Annotated in this window: 10 protein-coding genes and 1 pseudogene; 6 read left to right on the plus strand and 5 right to left on the minus strand. The window is 68.5% G+C overall.

What is annotated here, in order from left to right:
• Positions 1–66 precede the first annotated feature (66 nt).
• A pseudogene (locus tag ACUSIJ_RS09930) lies at positions 67–894 on the minus strand (UDP-2,3-diacylglucosamine diphosphatase); the annotation flags it as partial.
• 410 nt (positions 895–1,304) lie between these two features.
• Between ACUSIJ_RS09930 and ACUSIJ_RS09935 the strand changes: the two are divergent.
• Positions 1,305–2,354: a DMT family transporter gene (locus tag ACUSIJ_RS09935; RefSeq protein WP_449308223.1), complete on the plus strand. Its 1,050-nt coding sequence runs from the start codon at positions 1,305–1,307 to the stop codon at positions 2,352–2,354.
• 137 nt (positions 2,355–2,491) lie between these two features.
• Positions 2,492–3,259, plus strand: a complete 768-nt coding sequence (gene aat, locus ACUSIJ_RS09940) for a leucyl/phenylalanyl-tRNA--protein transferase (RefSeq protein WP_449308224.1) — start codon at positions 2,492–2,494, stop codon at positions 3,257–3,259.
• A gap of 36 nt (positions 3,260–3,295) precedes the next feature.
• On the opposite strand, the gene ACUSIJ_RS09945 is transcribed toward aat, so the two are convergent.
• The 3 genes from ACUSIJ_RS09945 to ACUSIJ_RS09955 form a co-directional block, all read right to left on the minus strand.
• Positions 3,296–3,967 carry a DUF2155 domain-containing protein gene (locus tag ACUSIJ_RS09945; RefSeq protein WP_449308225.1) on the minus strand — a complete coding sequence of 224 codons (672 nt, stop codon included), beginning with the start codon at positions 3,965–3,967 and terminating at the stop codon, positions 3,296–3,298.
• 14 nt (positions 3,968–3,981) lie between these two features.
• On the minus strand, positions 3,982–4,392 hold the full coding sequence (locus ACUSIJ_RS09950; protein ID WP_449308226.1) for an NADH:ubiquinone oxidoreductase subunit NDUFA12: 411 nt from the start codon (positions 4,390–4,392) through the stop codon (positions 3,982–3,984).
• A gap of 147 nt (positions 4,393–4,539) precedes the next feature.
• Complete coding sequence (locus ACUSIJ_RS09955) at positions 4,540–10,776, minus strand: apolipoprotein A-IV repeat region-like domain-containing protein (RefSeq protein ID WP_449308227.1); 6,237 nt, start codon at positions 10,774–10,776, stop codon at positions 4,540–4,542.
• Positions 10,777–11,127: 351 nt separating this feature from the next.
• Here ACUSIJ_RS09955 and ACUSIJ_RS09960 point away from each other — a divergent pair, with 351 nt between their 5' ends.
• Both ACUSIJ_RS09960 and ACUSIJ_RS09965 read left to right on the plus strand, forming a co-directional pair.
• Entirely contained in the window at positions 11,128–11,448 is a 321-nt protein-coding gene (locus tag ACUSIJ_RS09960) for a 2Fe-2S iron-sulfur cluster-binding protein (RefSeq protein WP_449308284.1), read from the plus strand.
• Between the two features lie 109 nt (positions 11,449–11,557).
• Positions 11,558–11,983: a universal stress protein gene (locus ACUSIJ_RS09965; RefSeq protein ID WP_449308228.1), complete on the plus strand. Its 426-nt coding sequence runs from the start codon at positions 11,558–11,560 to the stop codon at positions 11,981–11,983.
• An 83-nt stretch (positions 11,984–12,066) separates the two neighbouring features.
• Here ACUSIJ_RS09965 and ACUSIJ_RS09970 read toward each other — a convergent pair whose 3' ends face one another.
• On the minus strand, positions 12,067–12,603 hold the full coding sequence (locus ACUSIJ_RS09970; RefSeq protein WP_449308229.1) for a Spy/CpxP family protein refolding chaperone: 537 nt from the start codon (positions 12,601–12,603) through the stop codon (positions 12,067–12,069).
• Positions 12,604–12,938: 335 nt separating this feature from the next.
• On the opposite strand from ACUSIJ_RS09970, the gene ACUSIJ_RS09975 reads away from it, so the two are divergent.
• Both ACUSIJ_RS09975 and ACUSIJ_RS09980 read left to right on the plus strand, forming a co-directional pair.
• Positions 12,939–14,477, plus strand: coding sequence for a YifB family Mg chelatase-like AAA ATPase (locus tag ACUSIJ_RS09975; RefSeq protein ID WP_449308285.1), 1,539 nt, complete (start codon positions 12,939–12,941; stop codon positions 14,475–14,477).
• A gap of 168 nt (positions 14,478–14,645) precedes the next feature.
• Entirely contained in the window at positions 14,646–14,903 is a 258-nt protein-coding gene (locus ACUSIJ_RS09980) for a hypothetical protein (protein ID WP_449308230.1), read from the plus strand.
• The last annotated feature ends 38 nt before the right edge of the window (positions 14,904–14,941 follow it).

The following is a 14,941-nucleotide window of genomic DNA, read 5'->3' on the forward strand; positions in this document are numbered from 1 at the left end:
CTGCGCCGGAGCGGGCCGGGCGAGGGGGGGCTCCAGCGTGGGCGCCGGGTCGGGCGCGGGCAGGGCGGGCGGCGCCTGCGTGCGGGCGCGCTGCTTGCGGGCGGCGCGGCGCTCGGCCGAAATCTCGACCTGCCGGTTCGTCCAGCGCAGGATCTCGAAATTGCCGTCGTAGTGCTCGACGACGGCCGAGCAGGACTCGACCCAGTCGCCGGTGTTGATGTAGCGCACGCCGAACCTGTCGTGCATGGCGGCGTGATGGATGTGGCCGCAGATGACGCCCTGCACGTCGAAGCGCTGCGCTTCCGTCGAGAGCAGTTCCTCGAACCGGCCGATGAAGTTCACGGCGTTCTTCACCTTGAGCTTCGCCCAGGCGGACAACGACCAGTAGGTGAGGCCGAGCCGCCGGCGCACGATGTTGACGTAGGTATTGGTGGCGAGCGCCGCGCCATAGGCCCAGTCGCCCAGGAAGGCGAGCCAGCGCGCGTGCCGCACCACCATGTCGAACTGGTCGCCGTGGATGACGAGATAGCGCCTGCCGTCCGCCCCCTCGTGGATGGCGTGGTCCAGGATTTCGATGCCGCCGAAATTGCTGCCGACATAATCGCGCAGGAACTCGTCGTGGTTGCCCGGCAGATAGATGATGTGGGTGCCCTTGCGTACTTTGCGCAACAGCTTCTGGACGACGTCGTTGTGGGTCTGCGGCCAGTACCAGCCGGCCTTCAGCCGCCAGCCGTCGACGACGTCCCCGACGAGATAGATGGTGTCGGCCTCGTAGTGGCGCAGAAAATCGATCAGCAGATCAGCCTGGCACCCCTTGGTGCCGAGGTGAAAATCCGACAGGAAAAGGGTTCTGACGCGGATGATATCTGGTTCTGTGGACACCGAACTACCCATCACTTGTCATTAGATGATCTATCGAAAGCTTATTACCATTGCATTTTGATGACGAGCGTTTTTTTAGCAGCGGATAAGGTGTAACGTATTACGTGGAAAGAAAACTTTCGATGTCAATATCGGCTGTTATTTGACGGATTTTGCATCTGTAAAGCAGCGCCGGCCGGCGCGGACTGATTCTCCGGCACCCTCGCGCGCTCTTGGCTGTCCTGCGGGCGACGATGCTGCCGGCACCCGGGGTGGCGCCATGCAGTAAACTTTAGTTTACCATGCCGCGCATCGACGCCTCCGCGAACGCATGACAGCAATGCCGGAAAAGCCATTCAAGGATGGGCGGCTGCGACATATGTTCCCGGCAGGCCGTGACTGCGGAATTGATCCGACAGCGGCCCTCTTTTTGGTGTCGTGCCGTGAATCCCCCCCTCGCAGTCTTCCTCAAGGTCGTGTCCGCCCTGGTGTTCACCCTGATGAGCGCCGGCGTGAAATACGTCAGCGATCGCGTGCCCGTCGGCGAGATCGTGTTCTTCCGCTCGTTCTTCATGCTGCTGCCGCTCATGGTCTGGCTCATGCTGCAGGGACAGGTGCTGGAGGCGTTGCGCACGCGCAACGTCCTCGGACATTTCCGGCGCGGCATCATGTCGAGCTCCAGCATGTTCCTGAACTTCCTGGCCCTGGCGTATCTGCCGCTGACCGACGCGGTCGTGCTCGGCTATACGTCGCCGCTGATTCTCGTCGTGCTGGCGGCGGTGCTGCTGAAGGAGACGGTGCAGGGTTACCGCTGGATCGGCACCGGCGTCGGGTTTCTCGGCGTGCTGGTCATGCTCGCCCCGCATCTGGCGGGCGGCGATCTGCTCGCGGGCGGCGCGTCCACCATCGGCATCATGATCGCGTTCGGCGGCGCGTTCCTCACCGCGGGCGCGATCGTCCAGATCCGGCGTCTCGTCGACACGGAGACCACCGGCGCGATCATCTTCTATCTGGCGCTGTTCACCTCGGCGCTGGCGCTGCTGAGCATCCCCGCCGGCTGGGTCATGCCCACGACCGAGGAGGCGATCGTGCTGATCGGCGTCGGCGTGCTGGGCGGGCTCGGGCAGATTCTGCTGACGATGAGTTTCCGCTACGGCGATGCCTCCCTGCTCGCGCCCTTCGAATATTCCACCATGCTGTGGGCGTGCATGATCGGCTGGCTGGCGTTCAGCGACTGGCCGGAGCCCGCCGTGTTCGCGGGCGGGGGCATCGTGATCATCGCCGGCATTTTCGTGCTGTGGCGCGAGCAGGCGGAGACCGCCCACCGCCGCGAGGCGCCGCGCGGGCTCGCGCCCGAGACCGCGGCCGTCGTCGCCACGGTTCCGGTCGCCGCCGGTTCCGCCGAGCCCGGCCAGGCCAAACCGGAACAGATGACGCCGGAGCAGGTGAAGCCGGGCCAGGTCAAACCCGGCTCCGCCCGCCCGCTGGGGTGAGCCTTCGCGTGATCGGGGTCGCGCGCGCTTCCCGATCCGGCCATTCCATCGGAACCGTCCCGCAGAACCCGGGATTGGGGATGGCCGGGCGCGTCGCGTCGATGGGGGCTTGATCGTTCGGCCCGGAACGGGAGATCATGGCCGGGCGTCCGACGTCGGGACGAGCCGAAGAAGAGTGCCATCGTTTGCCCGATACCCATATCACGCCCGAAATCCTGTTGCGTGCCTATGCGGCGGGCCTGTTTCCCATGGCCGAGAGCGCCGAGGACACCGGCCTGTTCTGGGTCGAACCGCGCGAACGCGGCATCATCCCGCTGGATGATTTTCATGTCGCGTCGCGGCTGGCGCGCACGGTGGCGGGCGACCGCTTCGAGATCCGCGTCGATACGGACTTCGATGCCGTGATCGACGGCTGCGCCGCCTCCGCCGAGGGGCGCGAGGAAACGTGGATCAACCAGCGCATCCGCATGCTCTACGGCGAGCTGTTCGACATGGGGCTGTGCCATACGGTCGAGGCGTGGCGGGAGGGCCGGCTGGCGGGCGGTCTCTATGGGCTGGAGCTCGGCGGCGCGTTCTTCGGCGAGAGCATGTTCCACGTCGACCGCGACGCCTCCAAGGTGGCACTGGTGCATCTCGTGGCGCGGCTGCGGACGGGTGGCTACCAGCTTCTCGACACCCAGTTCGTGACGCCGCATCTGGCCCGCTTCGGCGCGATCGCGATTGCGCGAAACGACTATCTGCGCCGGCTTGCCCGGGCCATCAACGCGACGGGCGACTGGTGGCGCTGGCCGCGCGGCCGGCAGATCGGCGGCGCGGAGGCACTCGCGGCGCTGCCGCCGCAGGTGAGGAGCGGGCACCGACTGGCGGATGGATGCGACGCGCGGAAAATGGACCGGGCCGGATAGCCCCGGCGCACGATCCGCTCGGGCAGCCTCGAGATATCACTCGCCGATGGGGGCGAACAGCGGGTCCTCGAGCGCCAACGGTTCGTCGGACAGCGCTTCCAGCTCTTCGGCGGGGGCCGAGGCGTCCGGCCGCCTGCCGGGGCGTTCGGGCGGCAGCGGGGGGGCGTTCGGGTCCGGCGTGCCGGCTCCGCCCTCAGCTGCGCCGCCTTCGGCGCCCGCATCGGGGGAGGGAACCTCCGGGGGCGCGTTGGGGTTCTCGCAATCCGTCAGCCAGATGTCGTAGACGGGGTGCTCGATGCCGTGCAGGCCGGGGCTCGCCGCGAACACCCAGCCCGTGAACAGGCGTTCCGCCCGGCCGTCGGCGTCGACCTCGTCCACTTCCAGAAAAGCCGTGGTGTTGGGCGTCTCGGTGGCCGGGCGCGTATAGCAGGCGCGCGGCGTGAGCTGCAGGGCGCCGAACTGCACCGTCTCGCCGATGCCGACCTCGAAAGACACGATGCGCCCGGTGATCTTGTCGAGACCGTTGAAGACGGCGATCGGATTCTCGATGCGCTGCGCCAGCGCCGCAGGTGCTGCCAGCAGGGAAAATGTTGCTGTCAGCAGAAGAAATGCCGCCGCCAGCGGGGGGGAACATGCCGCCGGACCGAGCGTCCGGGCGGCGCGGGCGTCACGCCGCACCTTGCCGCGGGTTGTCGTCGTGCGCTGCATCGGAGGCCGACCGATCAATTGCCGGGAACCCATGCCTCGTAATCGCCGGTCGCCGACGGGCGGTGCCCGGTGGACAGCGTCGAGCCCAGCGGGCGGTAGGCGGCAGGCGTGCCGGTGAGATTGGGCTGATGGGGCAGTTCCCACTCCTTCGCCACGTATTCCTCCTTGCTCGGAGGGACATCGACGGTGTGGTGCAGCCAGCCGTTCCAGCCGGGCGGAACGTTCGACGCCTCGGCATAGCCGTTGTAGATCACCCAGCGGCGTTCGATGCCGAGCGCCGGATCCTTCTTGCCGTCACGCGTGCGGTAATAGCGATTGCCGTACTCATCCTCGCCCACGAATTCACCGTAGAGGCGGGTCGTGCGCAGGGTGCCGAAGGTTGCGCCATTCCACCACGTAAAGACGCGCAGCAGGAAATCTTTCATGAACTGGTCCCGATTGCCACGTTCCGTTCAGGGGCATGCCCGAGGCCGCGCCCTCGATGGGCGACCGTCTGCACCTTATGCAGCTTCCCTCATGCGATGTCCAGATCATCGCATGAGGGAACGCAGGATTTAGAGTGTCATGCCCGTTTAAGTCAGGCGTCCGGTGGCGTGCGAGAGCATGGTATAGACCTTGCCCGCCTCGGATGTCAGATAAGTGCGCGCCAGCGCCTGCCCCTGATCGCGCTCGCCGATCTTCGCCAGCAGGTTGTCGAACTCGGCCACGTAGCGATCCACCGTCTCGCGGAAGTCCGATTCGCTGCGGTATCTGCGGCCGATCTCGTCGAATATCCGCTGTCCCTGCAACGTATAGAGCCGGCGGGTGAACACGTTGCGCTCGCCGTCGCGGTAGCGGTCCCACAGCTCCACCGCGGTGTCGTGGTCGATCATGCGGGCGATGTCCCCGGAGATCGCGTCGAGCACCGCGAGGCTGTCGTGCTGCCGCTGTCCCTCGCCCTTCTTGGCCGGCGGGGTTTCGTCCTCATGCGAGGCGCGGATGAGCAGGTCCGTCAGCCAGCTTCCGCCGGAGGCCCGCGCCTCGTCATGATGGGAAGCCTGTTCCGGAGCGGACGGCGTGGCGACGACCGGCCTGCGGCCTGCGGGCTTGGAGAGGGAGGAACTGGCGAAGGAGAGGTGCGTGGCCGCCCGGATCGCGGCCGCCGCCGCGTTGTCGGGCGCGGCGGGGCCGCCCTGCGGCTGGGCAGGGGAGGCCGCGCGCGCGGCGGCCGGACGGGGACGCGTCACCTCGCCGACGCTGCCGGCGCGCGCCACCACCTGCGTCAAGGCGTTGATGGCGCTGATCTGGTCGGCGATCACCCGGCGCATCGAGGTGGTGCTCTCGGTCGCCTCGCGCGGCAGGGCCTCTAAGCCGGCCTGCATCACGTCGCGGGTGTCCTCGAGCTCGCGCCGGATGGTGGCGATCGTCGCCTGCATCCCGCGCGCCGCCTCCTGGAACTGTCCCGTGGCCGCGTCGAGATCCGTCCGCATCTCGGCGATGACGGTCTCGTAGGAGTCGCGCAGTGCGGCGATCGTGCGCTCGCGCTGGTCGGCCGCCAGATCGTCGAGCTGCTGCAGCTGGCCGGCGATGCCGGCGCTGGCGGTTTCCGTCGTCTGGGTCAGGTTCTCGCTCACGAGCCGCGCCTTTTCGTCGAGCGCCGCGAGCGAGCGGCCGAGCACGTCGTCGAACTGGCGCGTGATCGTCTCGATGTCCTCGGCGCGGGAGCTGAGGTTCGCGACCGTCTCCTCCAGTGTGGAGCGGCGGGCGTCGAGCGCCTCGCCGATGCGCTCCTCGACCGCGGCGAGCGCCTTGGCCGCATTGGCGAGAGCGCTGACGTGCTCGAAGGTGGAGCGCGACACCTCGGTCCCCTGTTCCGCCAGGCCGCCGGCGACCTTCTCCGATTCGGCGATGGCGCGGGCGGCGGCGTCCTGCAGGGCCCCGATCTGCTCCTGCAGCCCGGTGGTCGCCTGCGTGCCCTCGCGGGACAGCGCTTCCAGAACTTCCTTGAGCGACGACACGCGTTCCGACAGATCCCGCTCGATCTCCGACAGGTTGCCGCCCGCCGATTGCGCCAGCCGCTTCAGGGAGATGTTGGCGTCGGAGACGCGGCCCACGACGCTGTCGAGCTCGGAGCGTATGCGCTCGCTCGCTCCCGCCAGCGCCTCGACCGCGCGCGTCGCGCTGCCGTCGATGGACTGGGCGAGCTCGTCCCGGAGCTCGGCCACGCGCACCGACAGGTCGTCGCTGCGTTCGCGCAGCGTCTCGACCACCGCGCCGCCCTGCTCCTCGATGGAGCGCACCACCGCTGCGCCGGCGGCGGCGAAGTCGGCGGCAAGGGCTTCGCTGTGCTGCTCCAGCGTCGCGACGAGACCGGTGCCGCCGGTCCTGAACAGCGCGCCGAGCTCCTGCACCCGGTTGCCGAGCGTGGCGTCGAGGCTCTGCACGTAGCGCACCAGGCCGGAATCGATGGCCGAGGCCTGATCGGCGAGCCGCTGCGCCAGCGCGTCGCCGTGCCCGCCGATGATGGAACCGATCTCCTCGGCCTTGCCCGACATGGCTTCGACAGTCTGCCTGCCGCCATCGGCGAGCGTCCGCGCCAGATCCGTGGTGCGGTCGATGAGCGACTGGTTGAGCGCGATGGCGCGGGCGTCGATGCGCGTCTCGATGCCATCGATGAGCGTCTCGAGCGTCTGGCCCACTGCCTGGGCGCGCGCGTTGACGCGCTCGTCGAACGCCTCGACCTGCCCTTCGAGCGATTGTGCGGCTTCGCGCGTGCTGGAGGCGATCCGCTCCGCCGCCTCGCGCGCCGGGCCGGCGATCCGCGCCTCGATGTCGCCCAGCCCCGTGTCGACGATCGCCGACAGCGTCTGCGTGTCGCGGGCGATGCGGCCCGCGATGTCGCCGCCGCGGCGCACCACCGTTTCCTCGAGCGCGGCGAGCTTCTCGCCGAGCAGGTTGTCGAGCTGCTGGCCGCGGGTGTCGACGATCTCCCGCAGCGCCGCGAGCCGGGCCATCAGGGCGGAATCGAGCTCCTGGCCGCGCGAGGCGATGGCGGTCTGGAAGCTTTCGAGCCGCGCCGACAGCGGCCCCTCGATCTCCTGGCTGAAGGAGGCGATGCCGGACTGGAAGGCGGCGAGGCGCTCGGTGAGCCGCTCGTCGAGCGCCTGGGCCTGCACGCTGAAGCCGGTCTCGAAGCGTCCGAGGTGACCGGTGAGCGCGCTGCCGATCCTGTCCACGCCGCCGCCGACGGCCGCGTCCACGGAAGCCGAGAGCTTGCCGACGGTGTCCTCGACCGAGGACGCGAGCTTGTCGACCGCCTGGTCGATCAGCGTCTGGCCTTCGCCGAGCGTCTCGCGCAGGTTGTCGAGCCGCTCGCCGAGCCGCGCGTCGAGCGCCAGGCTGCGCTGGCCCACGGCATCCTCGAAGCCCGAGATGCGCGCATCGAGCACGGTCTCGATCCTGGCGGCGCCGTCGTTGATGGTGCCGTCGATCGAGGACGACAGCGTCTCGATGGCGTTCTCGAACGCGACGCTGCCCCTGTCCAGCGTGTGGCGCAGGTTGTTGAGGCGCGCGGCGAGCTTGTCGTCCAGCGCCCGTGCGCTCGCGGCGACCGTCTTCTCGATGCCGGACAGATGACCGGTGAGCGAGTCCTCGATGCGCGTCGCGCAGGCGCCGACCGCGCCGTCCACGGACGACACCAGCTTGCCGACCGTGTTCTCGATCGCGGCGCCGCCCTGGTCGAGGGTCTCGCGCAGGCTGTAGAGACGCGTGGCGAGCTGGCCGTCGAGCGCCTGGCCGCGCGTGGCGACGGTTTCCTCGAAGCCCGAGAGCCGCGTGTCAAGCAGCGTCTCGATCTTCCCGGCGCCAGCGCCGATGGTGCCGTCGATGGACAATACCAGCTTGCCCATTGTGGTCTCTAGCTGCGCGCCGCCCTGGTCGAGGGTCTCGCGCAGGCTGTAGAGGCGCGCCGCGAGCTGGCCGTCGAGCGCCTGACCGCGTGTCACCACCGTCTCCTCAAAGCCCGAGAGCCGTGCGTCGAGAATGCTCTCCAGCTTGCCGGCGCTGCCGGCGATCGACTGGTCCACGGTTTCGACAAGCTGCTTCGTGATGCCGCCGAGCGCATGGACGCTGCGGCCGAGCGTGTCGCGCAGGCCGGCGACGTGGCCGTCGAAATGGGTCGACAGTTCCTGGCCCTTGGCGTCCAGAACCCCGCCGAGCTCCTTGAGACCCTCGCCGAGCGTCGTATCGAGCTGCGCCCTGCCGGCCGCGAGCGTCGCCTCGAAGCGGCCGTGGGCGGCATTGAAGCCGCCCAGCGTGTTCTCAAGGCCGCCGAATGTGGTCTCGAAACGACCCAGCGTCGCGGTGAAGCCGCCGAGCGCCTCGCCGAGTCCGCCGAGCGCCTTGTCCAGGCCGCCGGCGAAGCTGTTGAAGTCCTGCAGCCGCGCGCTGAACAGCCGGTCGACGGCCTGCGACCTGTCGCCGACCGCCGATTGCAGGTTGCCGATCTGGGTGGCGAAGACGGTCTCAAGGCTCCTGTTGCCGTTTTCGAGCACGTCGTTGAGGCTGCTGGCGCGTTCGCCGAAGGCGGTCTGGAGCTGGTCGAGATGCTGCGCCAGCGTCCGGTCGAGGTGTTCGCCGCCCTGCCTGACGGAGGTGTCGAACGCGACGAGGCGCCGGTGCAGCGCCTCGTCGACCTCCTTGCCGCGCTGGCCGATGGTCTGCGCGACCGTCTCGGCGCTGTCCGCCAGCGACTCGTTCACCCGCACGCCCTGGGTGGCGATGGCCAGCACCACCTCGCGGCCAACCGAGGCCAGCGTGGAATGCGTGGCCTCGACCTGTTCCCGGATGATGTCGTGCAGCGCCGCGGTCTGCTCCGAGAAGGTGGTCACGAGCTCGCTGGCGTTGTCCTCGAAATGCGTCCGCGCCGTCTCGACCTGGGCCGAGAGCGTCTTCGACAGGCGCTCGCCGGTTTCGGCGAGGTTCGATTCCAGCACCTTGCCGTCGTCCACGATGACCTTGCGGATGGTCTCGCCGGTCAGTGCCAGGCGCTCGGCCAGGCTGGCCCCGCTCGCGTCGATGGCGCCGGAGATCTCCTGCCCCGTCTGGGTCAGCCGCTGGTTGACCTCCGCGCCGTGCAGGCTGAGCGAGACGGCCAGCGAATCGCCGGTCGATTTCAGCACCTTGTTCACTTCCTCCGCCCGCTGGGCGATGGATTTCGCCACCGTCAGGCCGGTGTCGGAGAAGGCCTTGGTGGCGTGCGTGGTGCTCTCTCCCAGCACTTGCGCCAGTTGCTCGCCGGTCTGCGACAGCTCCCGGCTGATGTCGCGCGTCCGCTTGTCGAGCGAGGTGGACAGCTCCTCGCCGATGCCGGACAGGCGTTCGTTGACGTTCTGGCTCACGTCGGCGAGCCGGGCGGTGAGCTGCTCGCCCTGCGATTCGATGTTGCGGATGACGCGCTCGCCCGCCTGCGTCAGCGACTGGGACAATTGCTCGCCCTTCGCCCCGATGGCCTCCGCGATCCGCGTGCCGACCACCGACAGCGAGACCGTCAGCGTGTTGCTGCGCGTCTCCATGTCCTTGACGAGCGAGCTCTGGGCGGCGGCGATCGCCGTCTGCGCCCGGTCGGCGCTGCCGACGATGGCGTTGCGCTGGGCCACCAGCTCGTCGATGAGGCTGCGGATCCGCACCTCGTTGTCGGCATAGGAGCGTTCGAGCGTCGCGATCTCGGTGCGCACCAGCGTGTCGAGCTCGCCGGCGCGCGCCAGCGCCCGCTCCACGCCGTCGCCCATCGCCACCATCTCGCGCCGCACGGCCTGGGAGAGGCTCGCCACGGAATCGGCGGCCAGCGTTTCGGGCTGCGCCAGCCGCACGGCGACGCCGGTCATGGCGCGCGCCACCTGCCGCAGCTCCTGGGTGCGGGCATGCAGGGCGGCAAGCACGAAAGCCAGAATCACCGGCCCCGCCACCGCCCCGGCGAACAGCGCCCACGTCAGTGGATCGAGCCCGGCGGCGGCCGCCGACCACCCGAGGGAGGAAACGTCGCGCTGGAGGAAGAAGAACAGCGTCACCGCGGCGGTCCAGAACGCCGAAATGCCCGCCGCCGCCCAATAGGGCGTCGACGAGGGCCGCCGCTGCAGGAGCTGCAGCAGGGCGCCGACCGCTTCCCTGTCGTCGTTGGCGGGCCGCACCGCGCCGGGCGTGACGACGGTCCTCGCGCCCTCGCGCGCCTGCTGGTCCCGCGCCGCCGCGGGCTGCCGATCGGCGGAACCGGCCGGCTGCGGCGGCAAGTCCGTGCGGGAAGGCTCCGTGCGGGAAGGCTCCGTCCGGGAAGGCTCCGTCCGGGAAGGCTCCGTGCGGGGAATATCCGTGCGTGGAAGCTCGGCGCGCGGAAGCCCCGCGCGCGGCGCTCCGGCATCGTCCACCGGCGCGCTGCGCCGGTCGGCGAGGTTCTTCGCAGCATCCGGCGTCGCGCGGCTGTCGGCGGCCCGGCCTTCGCCCTGGGCGGCAGGTTCGCGGGCGCTGTCCTCGCGGGCGGCCTCCCCGGCGGCGGAAGGCGCAGCCGATTTCTGCGCCGGAGGCTGGCCGGCGGGAGGTTGATGACCGGCCGCGGCCTGCCCGGTGCCCTGGGCGGCGGGCTTGGCCTGCTGACCTCCGGCCTGCTGGCTCCCGGCGGGCTGGCTTTCGGCGGGCGATGGCGAGGCCCCTTTATCCGGCGATGCCGGGGCGGCGGGAGCCGGTTGCTCCTTCGGCGTATTTCTGAGGTTCAGCGCCTCTTCAATCGCGGACAGGGCCTCTGCCGTCGTATCGATACGCTTGCTGTTCTGAACCATCTCACCGCCTCGTCCGTGCGCCTGACGCATCTCGGCGCCGCGCGCGATATCGGAAGCCCTCCGGCTTCGCCGCACATCTACCAGTGACGTAAGATTAAACTTTGCAAGCCCTAAAGAAAACCCGGCCGGCCACCTTTGTCGTATTTCATTAACCAGATATTAAGCCTATGGTAAATGCGGCCGGGCCGGCGGAGAGAGCGCTTGAATCCCAAGGTGTTGCGTACCGGAGCCGATACGGGATACAAACGCGTCGGCCGGCCATGGCCCGACGACCGGAACCAGTGTGGCAATAACATCACCAATAGAGGCGCTGATTCCGCTCGCCGGACGGGGTGCACAGCAGGATCGTTCATGCCAGTAATAACCTATATCGACGCAAGTGGAAACGCCATGGCTGTTGAAGCTGTAACCGGATCTACTGTCATGGAAACGGCTGTCCGGCATTCCGTTCCCGGAATATTGGGAGAGTGCGGCGGAGCGTGCGCCTGCGCGACCTGCCATGTCTATATCGACGATGCGTGGCTCGACATCGTCGGCGATCCTGAACCGATGGAGGAGGACATGCTGGATTTCGCGCTGGACGTAAAGCCGAATTCGCGTCTTTCCTGTCAGATCCGGGTTCGGGACGACCTCGACGGGCTGGTGGTGCGCACGCCCGCGCGGCAGGCGTGAGGCCAAAGGGCCGGTGAGCGGCGCGCAGCCGGTCCGGATTTGACGCATGACAAGGCCGGGGCAGTGCCTTTCCGGTCTACTGGATCAGGCGATAAGGAGAGTGTAGGCCATGTTCAAGAAGATACTCGTCCCCGTCGATCTGGCGGATCTCGACATTGCACGCAAGGCGGTCACGCGCGCCGCGGCGCTGGCGCGGGAGTCGGGCGGCACCATCCGGCTGGTCTACGTGCGGTCCATCCTGCCGGTATCCTTCGTGGAATTCGTGCCGCCCAATTTCGACGAGGAGCAGGCGCGTCTGGCCTCGGAGGAGCTGGAGGAATTCGCCAAGGAGGTGCCGCTTCCGCCCGAGCGTGTCACGACGGTGGTGCGCCTCGGCTCCGTCTATAATGAGGTGCTGGAGGAGGCGTCGGAGTTGGGGGCGGACCTGATCGTCGTCTCCTCGCATCAGCCGGGCGTGTCGACCTACCTCATCGGCTCGAACGCGGCGACGATCGTGCGCCACGCGACCTGCTCCGTGCTTGTCCTGCGCGACTGAACCCGGGCCGGTTGGAAAAGGCGGGCAGGGGATACCCCTGTCCGCCCCGTCATTGCCATGGCCGCGCCCGAGGGCGCGGGCCTTCAGCGGCCGCGATGCGGGCCGGCGCCATGTGCGAAGCGCTGCCAGTGATGCGGCCCTTCGGCCAGATTGTCGCGCAGCAGGATGCCGAAGCGGCGCTTCTGGGCATCGTCGAGGCTGTCGAACAGCGGCTTGGCGGCTTCCGCCACCGTGGTGAGGCGGTCGGCCCGTCCGCGCAGCCCCTCGGCCTGGCGGCTGAGGGCCTCGAGCGCATCGGGACGCGAGCGCTCGCCGCGCTGCTGTGCACGTTCCTGGCGCTGTTCGGCGCGTTCGTCGGAGAGGGAGCGTAGGGCCGTTTCCAGCGCGGTCCAGTGCGTCTCCTGCTCGGTGGTGAGTTGCAGACCGGCCTTGAGGGCCGCGAGGCGGGCGGCGGTGAAGGCCGCGCGGTCTTCGGCGCTGAAGCGCGGCCCGCGCTGACGATCCTGCTCGGACCGCTCGGCGGCGGGCTTATCCTGCGTGTCCTGTTGGGCGAAGGTCGGGGCGATGCCACCCACGAGCAGGGCAGCGGCGGCGGAGGCGGCAACGAGGGTCTTTCTCATGTCCCATGATCCTTTTCAGCTTGCGCATTGTTGCGGCGAGATGAGGATGGGATCTGCGGCATCGATATTCAAATTAAATTTCCTTAAGGTGCTTACCTCAATATTGCCTTAATTGTTAAAATAGAAATAAATTCATTTAATAACAATTAATGATAGCGTATTCCTTATATAAATTTGTGATTGAATTGTGGCTTGTCATATATGGTTATTTTTTATGAACGAAAATATGCTTATTTTTTCTCCGTTCTGATATATGTTCCTTTATTGTTCTTGAGTGGAAGGTGGTTCTGGTCTATGGTGCCTGCGGGTTCCGTGGATGGTATCGGGTGGGGCGTATGGTAGCGCGCGTGGCGACGGTTGCTTTCGAGGGGATCGAGGCACGGCCCGTCGACGTTCAGGTGCTGGTCGCGTCGGGTGCGGTGGCGTTCTCCATCGTCGGCCTGCCGGACAAGGCGGTGGGCGAATCGCGCGAGCGGGTGAGGGCGGCGCTGGTGGCCTCGGGGCTGGCGATGCCCGCCAAGCGCATCACGGTCAATCTCGCGCCCGCCGACATGCCGAAGGAGGGATCCCATTACGACCTGCCGATTGCGCTCGCCATCATGGCCGCCATCGGCGCCATACCGGCCGATGCGCTCGCCGGCCATGTCGTGCTCGGGGAGCTGGGGCTCGACGGCGCGCTGACGCCGGTCGCGGGCGTGCTGCCGGCGGCGATGGCGGCGGCGGGGCGCGGGCTCGGCCTGATCTGCCCCGCCGCCTGCGGGCCGGAAGCGGCCTGGGCGAGCGGCGATCTCGACATCGTCGCGCCCGCCTCGCTCGTGCAGCTCGCCAACCATATCCGCGGCGTTCAGGTGCTGTCGCGGCCGCAGCCGGGCATGGACCGCACCGACGGCGCGATGCCCGATCTCAAGGACGTCCGCGGGCAGGAGAGCGCGCGCCGCGCGCTCGAAATCGCGGCGGCGGGCAATCACAACCTGCTGCTGCACGGCCCGCCGGGCAGCGGCAAGTCGATGCTGGCGAGCCGGCTGCCGTCGATCCTGCCGCCGCTCACGCCGCGCGAGCTGCTCGACGTGTCGATGATCCACTCGGTCGCGGGGCTGCTGGAGGATGGCGCGCTCACGGACCGGCGGCCGTTCCGCGCGCCGCATCACTCGGCCTCCATGGCGGCGCTGGTCGGCGGCGGCATCCATGCCCGGCCCGGCGAGGTGTCGCTGGCGCACAACGGCGTGCTGTTTCTCGACGAGTTGCCGGAGTTCCAGCCGCAGACGCTCGACGGCCTGCGCCAGCCCATGGAAACCGGCGAGGTGCTGATCTCCCGCGCCAACCGCCGCGCGGTCTACCCGGCGCGTTTCCAGCTCGTCGCGGCGATGAACCCGTGCCGGTGCGGCAACGCCACCGAGCCCGGCTTCGCCTGCCGCAGGCAGCCCAACGACCGCTGCATGGCGCAGTATCAGGCGCGCCTTTCCGGCCCGCTCATCGACCGCATCGACCTTGTCATCGAGGCGCCGGCGGTGACCGCGTCGGACCTGATCCAGCCGCAGCCCTCGGAGCCGTCGGCCGTGGTTGCGGCGCGGGTGGCGCGGGCGCGGGAGCTGCAGGCGCGCCGCTTCCGGGCGCTCGGCCTGCCCGCCGATACGACGAATGCCCATTGCCCGGCGCCGGTGCTGGAGGAGACGGCGCGTCCCGACGAGGCGGGCCTCGCCCTGCTGCGTGACGCGGCGGAGGCCATGCGCCTTTCCGCCCGCGGTTATCACCGCGTGCTGCGCATGGCACGCACCCTCGCCGACCTCGACGGGGAGGAGCGGGTGAGCCGCGGGCACGTGGCGGAGGCGCTGTCCTATCGCGGCGGCATCGGCCGGATCGCCGCCGCGGCCTGACCGGCGTCCGCGGTCCCGGGACGGGGTGTTGCCCGCCCGCAACATCCTGTGACCAACACGCGCATTCCGTCTCGTGTTAACCGCATTGCAATAACTCACTGGCTGCGGCCGCCTCATGCCCCTATGATGAAAAGGTGAGAACAGACGACGCAGCCGGAAGACGCAAGTATGATCATAGACCACAACGAATCGGGCGATCTCCATGACGTGATGGACGAGAAGCGGGCGGCGCTGTTCTATCTGAAGGAGGCCTTCGCGGAGGCGCAGCTCGACGGTCTCGACGAGGATTGCATCGCGCATGCGGCGCTGTTTGCGGCCTTTCACAGCCTGGTGACGATCTACGGCGAGGAGGCTGTCGCCGATTTCGCCCAGCGCCTGCCCGATCGCGTGCGCGCCGGCTGCTTTTCCTCCCGCCCGCGCCATTGAGCGCATTCCGATCACCTCGAAGGGCTGAAGCGCGCGGG

It is taken from the genome of Pseudochelatococcus sp. B33 (genome assembly GCF_053570585.1).

Excerpts from the sequence above, each read along its gene's own strand:
- ACUSIJ_RS09965 (WP_449308228.1), top strand. The coding sequence starts at position 11,558 with ATGTTCAAGAAGATACTCGTCCCCGTCGATCTGGCGGATCTCGACATT.
- ACUSIJ_RS09960 (WP_449308284.1), top strand. The coding sequence starts at position 11,128 with ATGCCAGTAATAACCTATATCGACGCAAGTGGAAACGCCATGGCTGTT.
- ACUSIJ_RS09955 (WP_449308227.1), bottom strand. The coding sequence starts at position 10,776 with ATGGTTCAGAACAGCAAGCGTATCGATACGACGGCAGAGGCCCTGTCC.
- aat (WP_449308224.1), top strand. The coding sequence starts at position 2,492 with ATGGCCGGGCGTCCGACGTCGGGACGAGCCGAAGAAGAGTGCCATCGT.
- ACUSIJ_RS09975 (WP_449308285.1), top strand. The coding sequence starts at position 12,939 with ATGGTAGCGCGCGTGGCGACGGTTGCTTTCGAGGGGATCGAGGCACGG.
- ACUSIJ_RS09950 (WP_449308226.1), bottom strand. The coding sequence starts at position 4,392 with ATGAAAGATTTCCTGCTGCGCGTCTTTACGTGGTGGAATGGCGCAACC.
- ACUSIJ_RS09980 (WP_449308230.1), top strand. The coding sequence starts at position 14,646 with ATGATCATAGACCACAACGAATCGGGCGATCTCCATGACGTGATGGAC.
- ACUSIJ_RS09970 (WP_449308229.1), bottom strand. The coding sequence starts at position 12,603 with ATGAGAAAGACCCTCGTTGCCGCCTCCGCCGCCGCTGCCCTGCTCGTG.
- ACUSIJ_RS09945 (WP_449308225.1), bottom strand. The coding sequence starts at position 3,967 with ATGCAGCGCACGACGACAACCCGCGGCAAGGTGCGGCGTGACGCCCGC.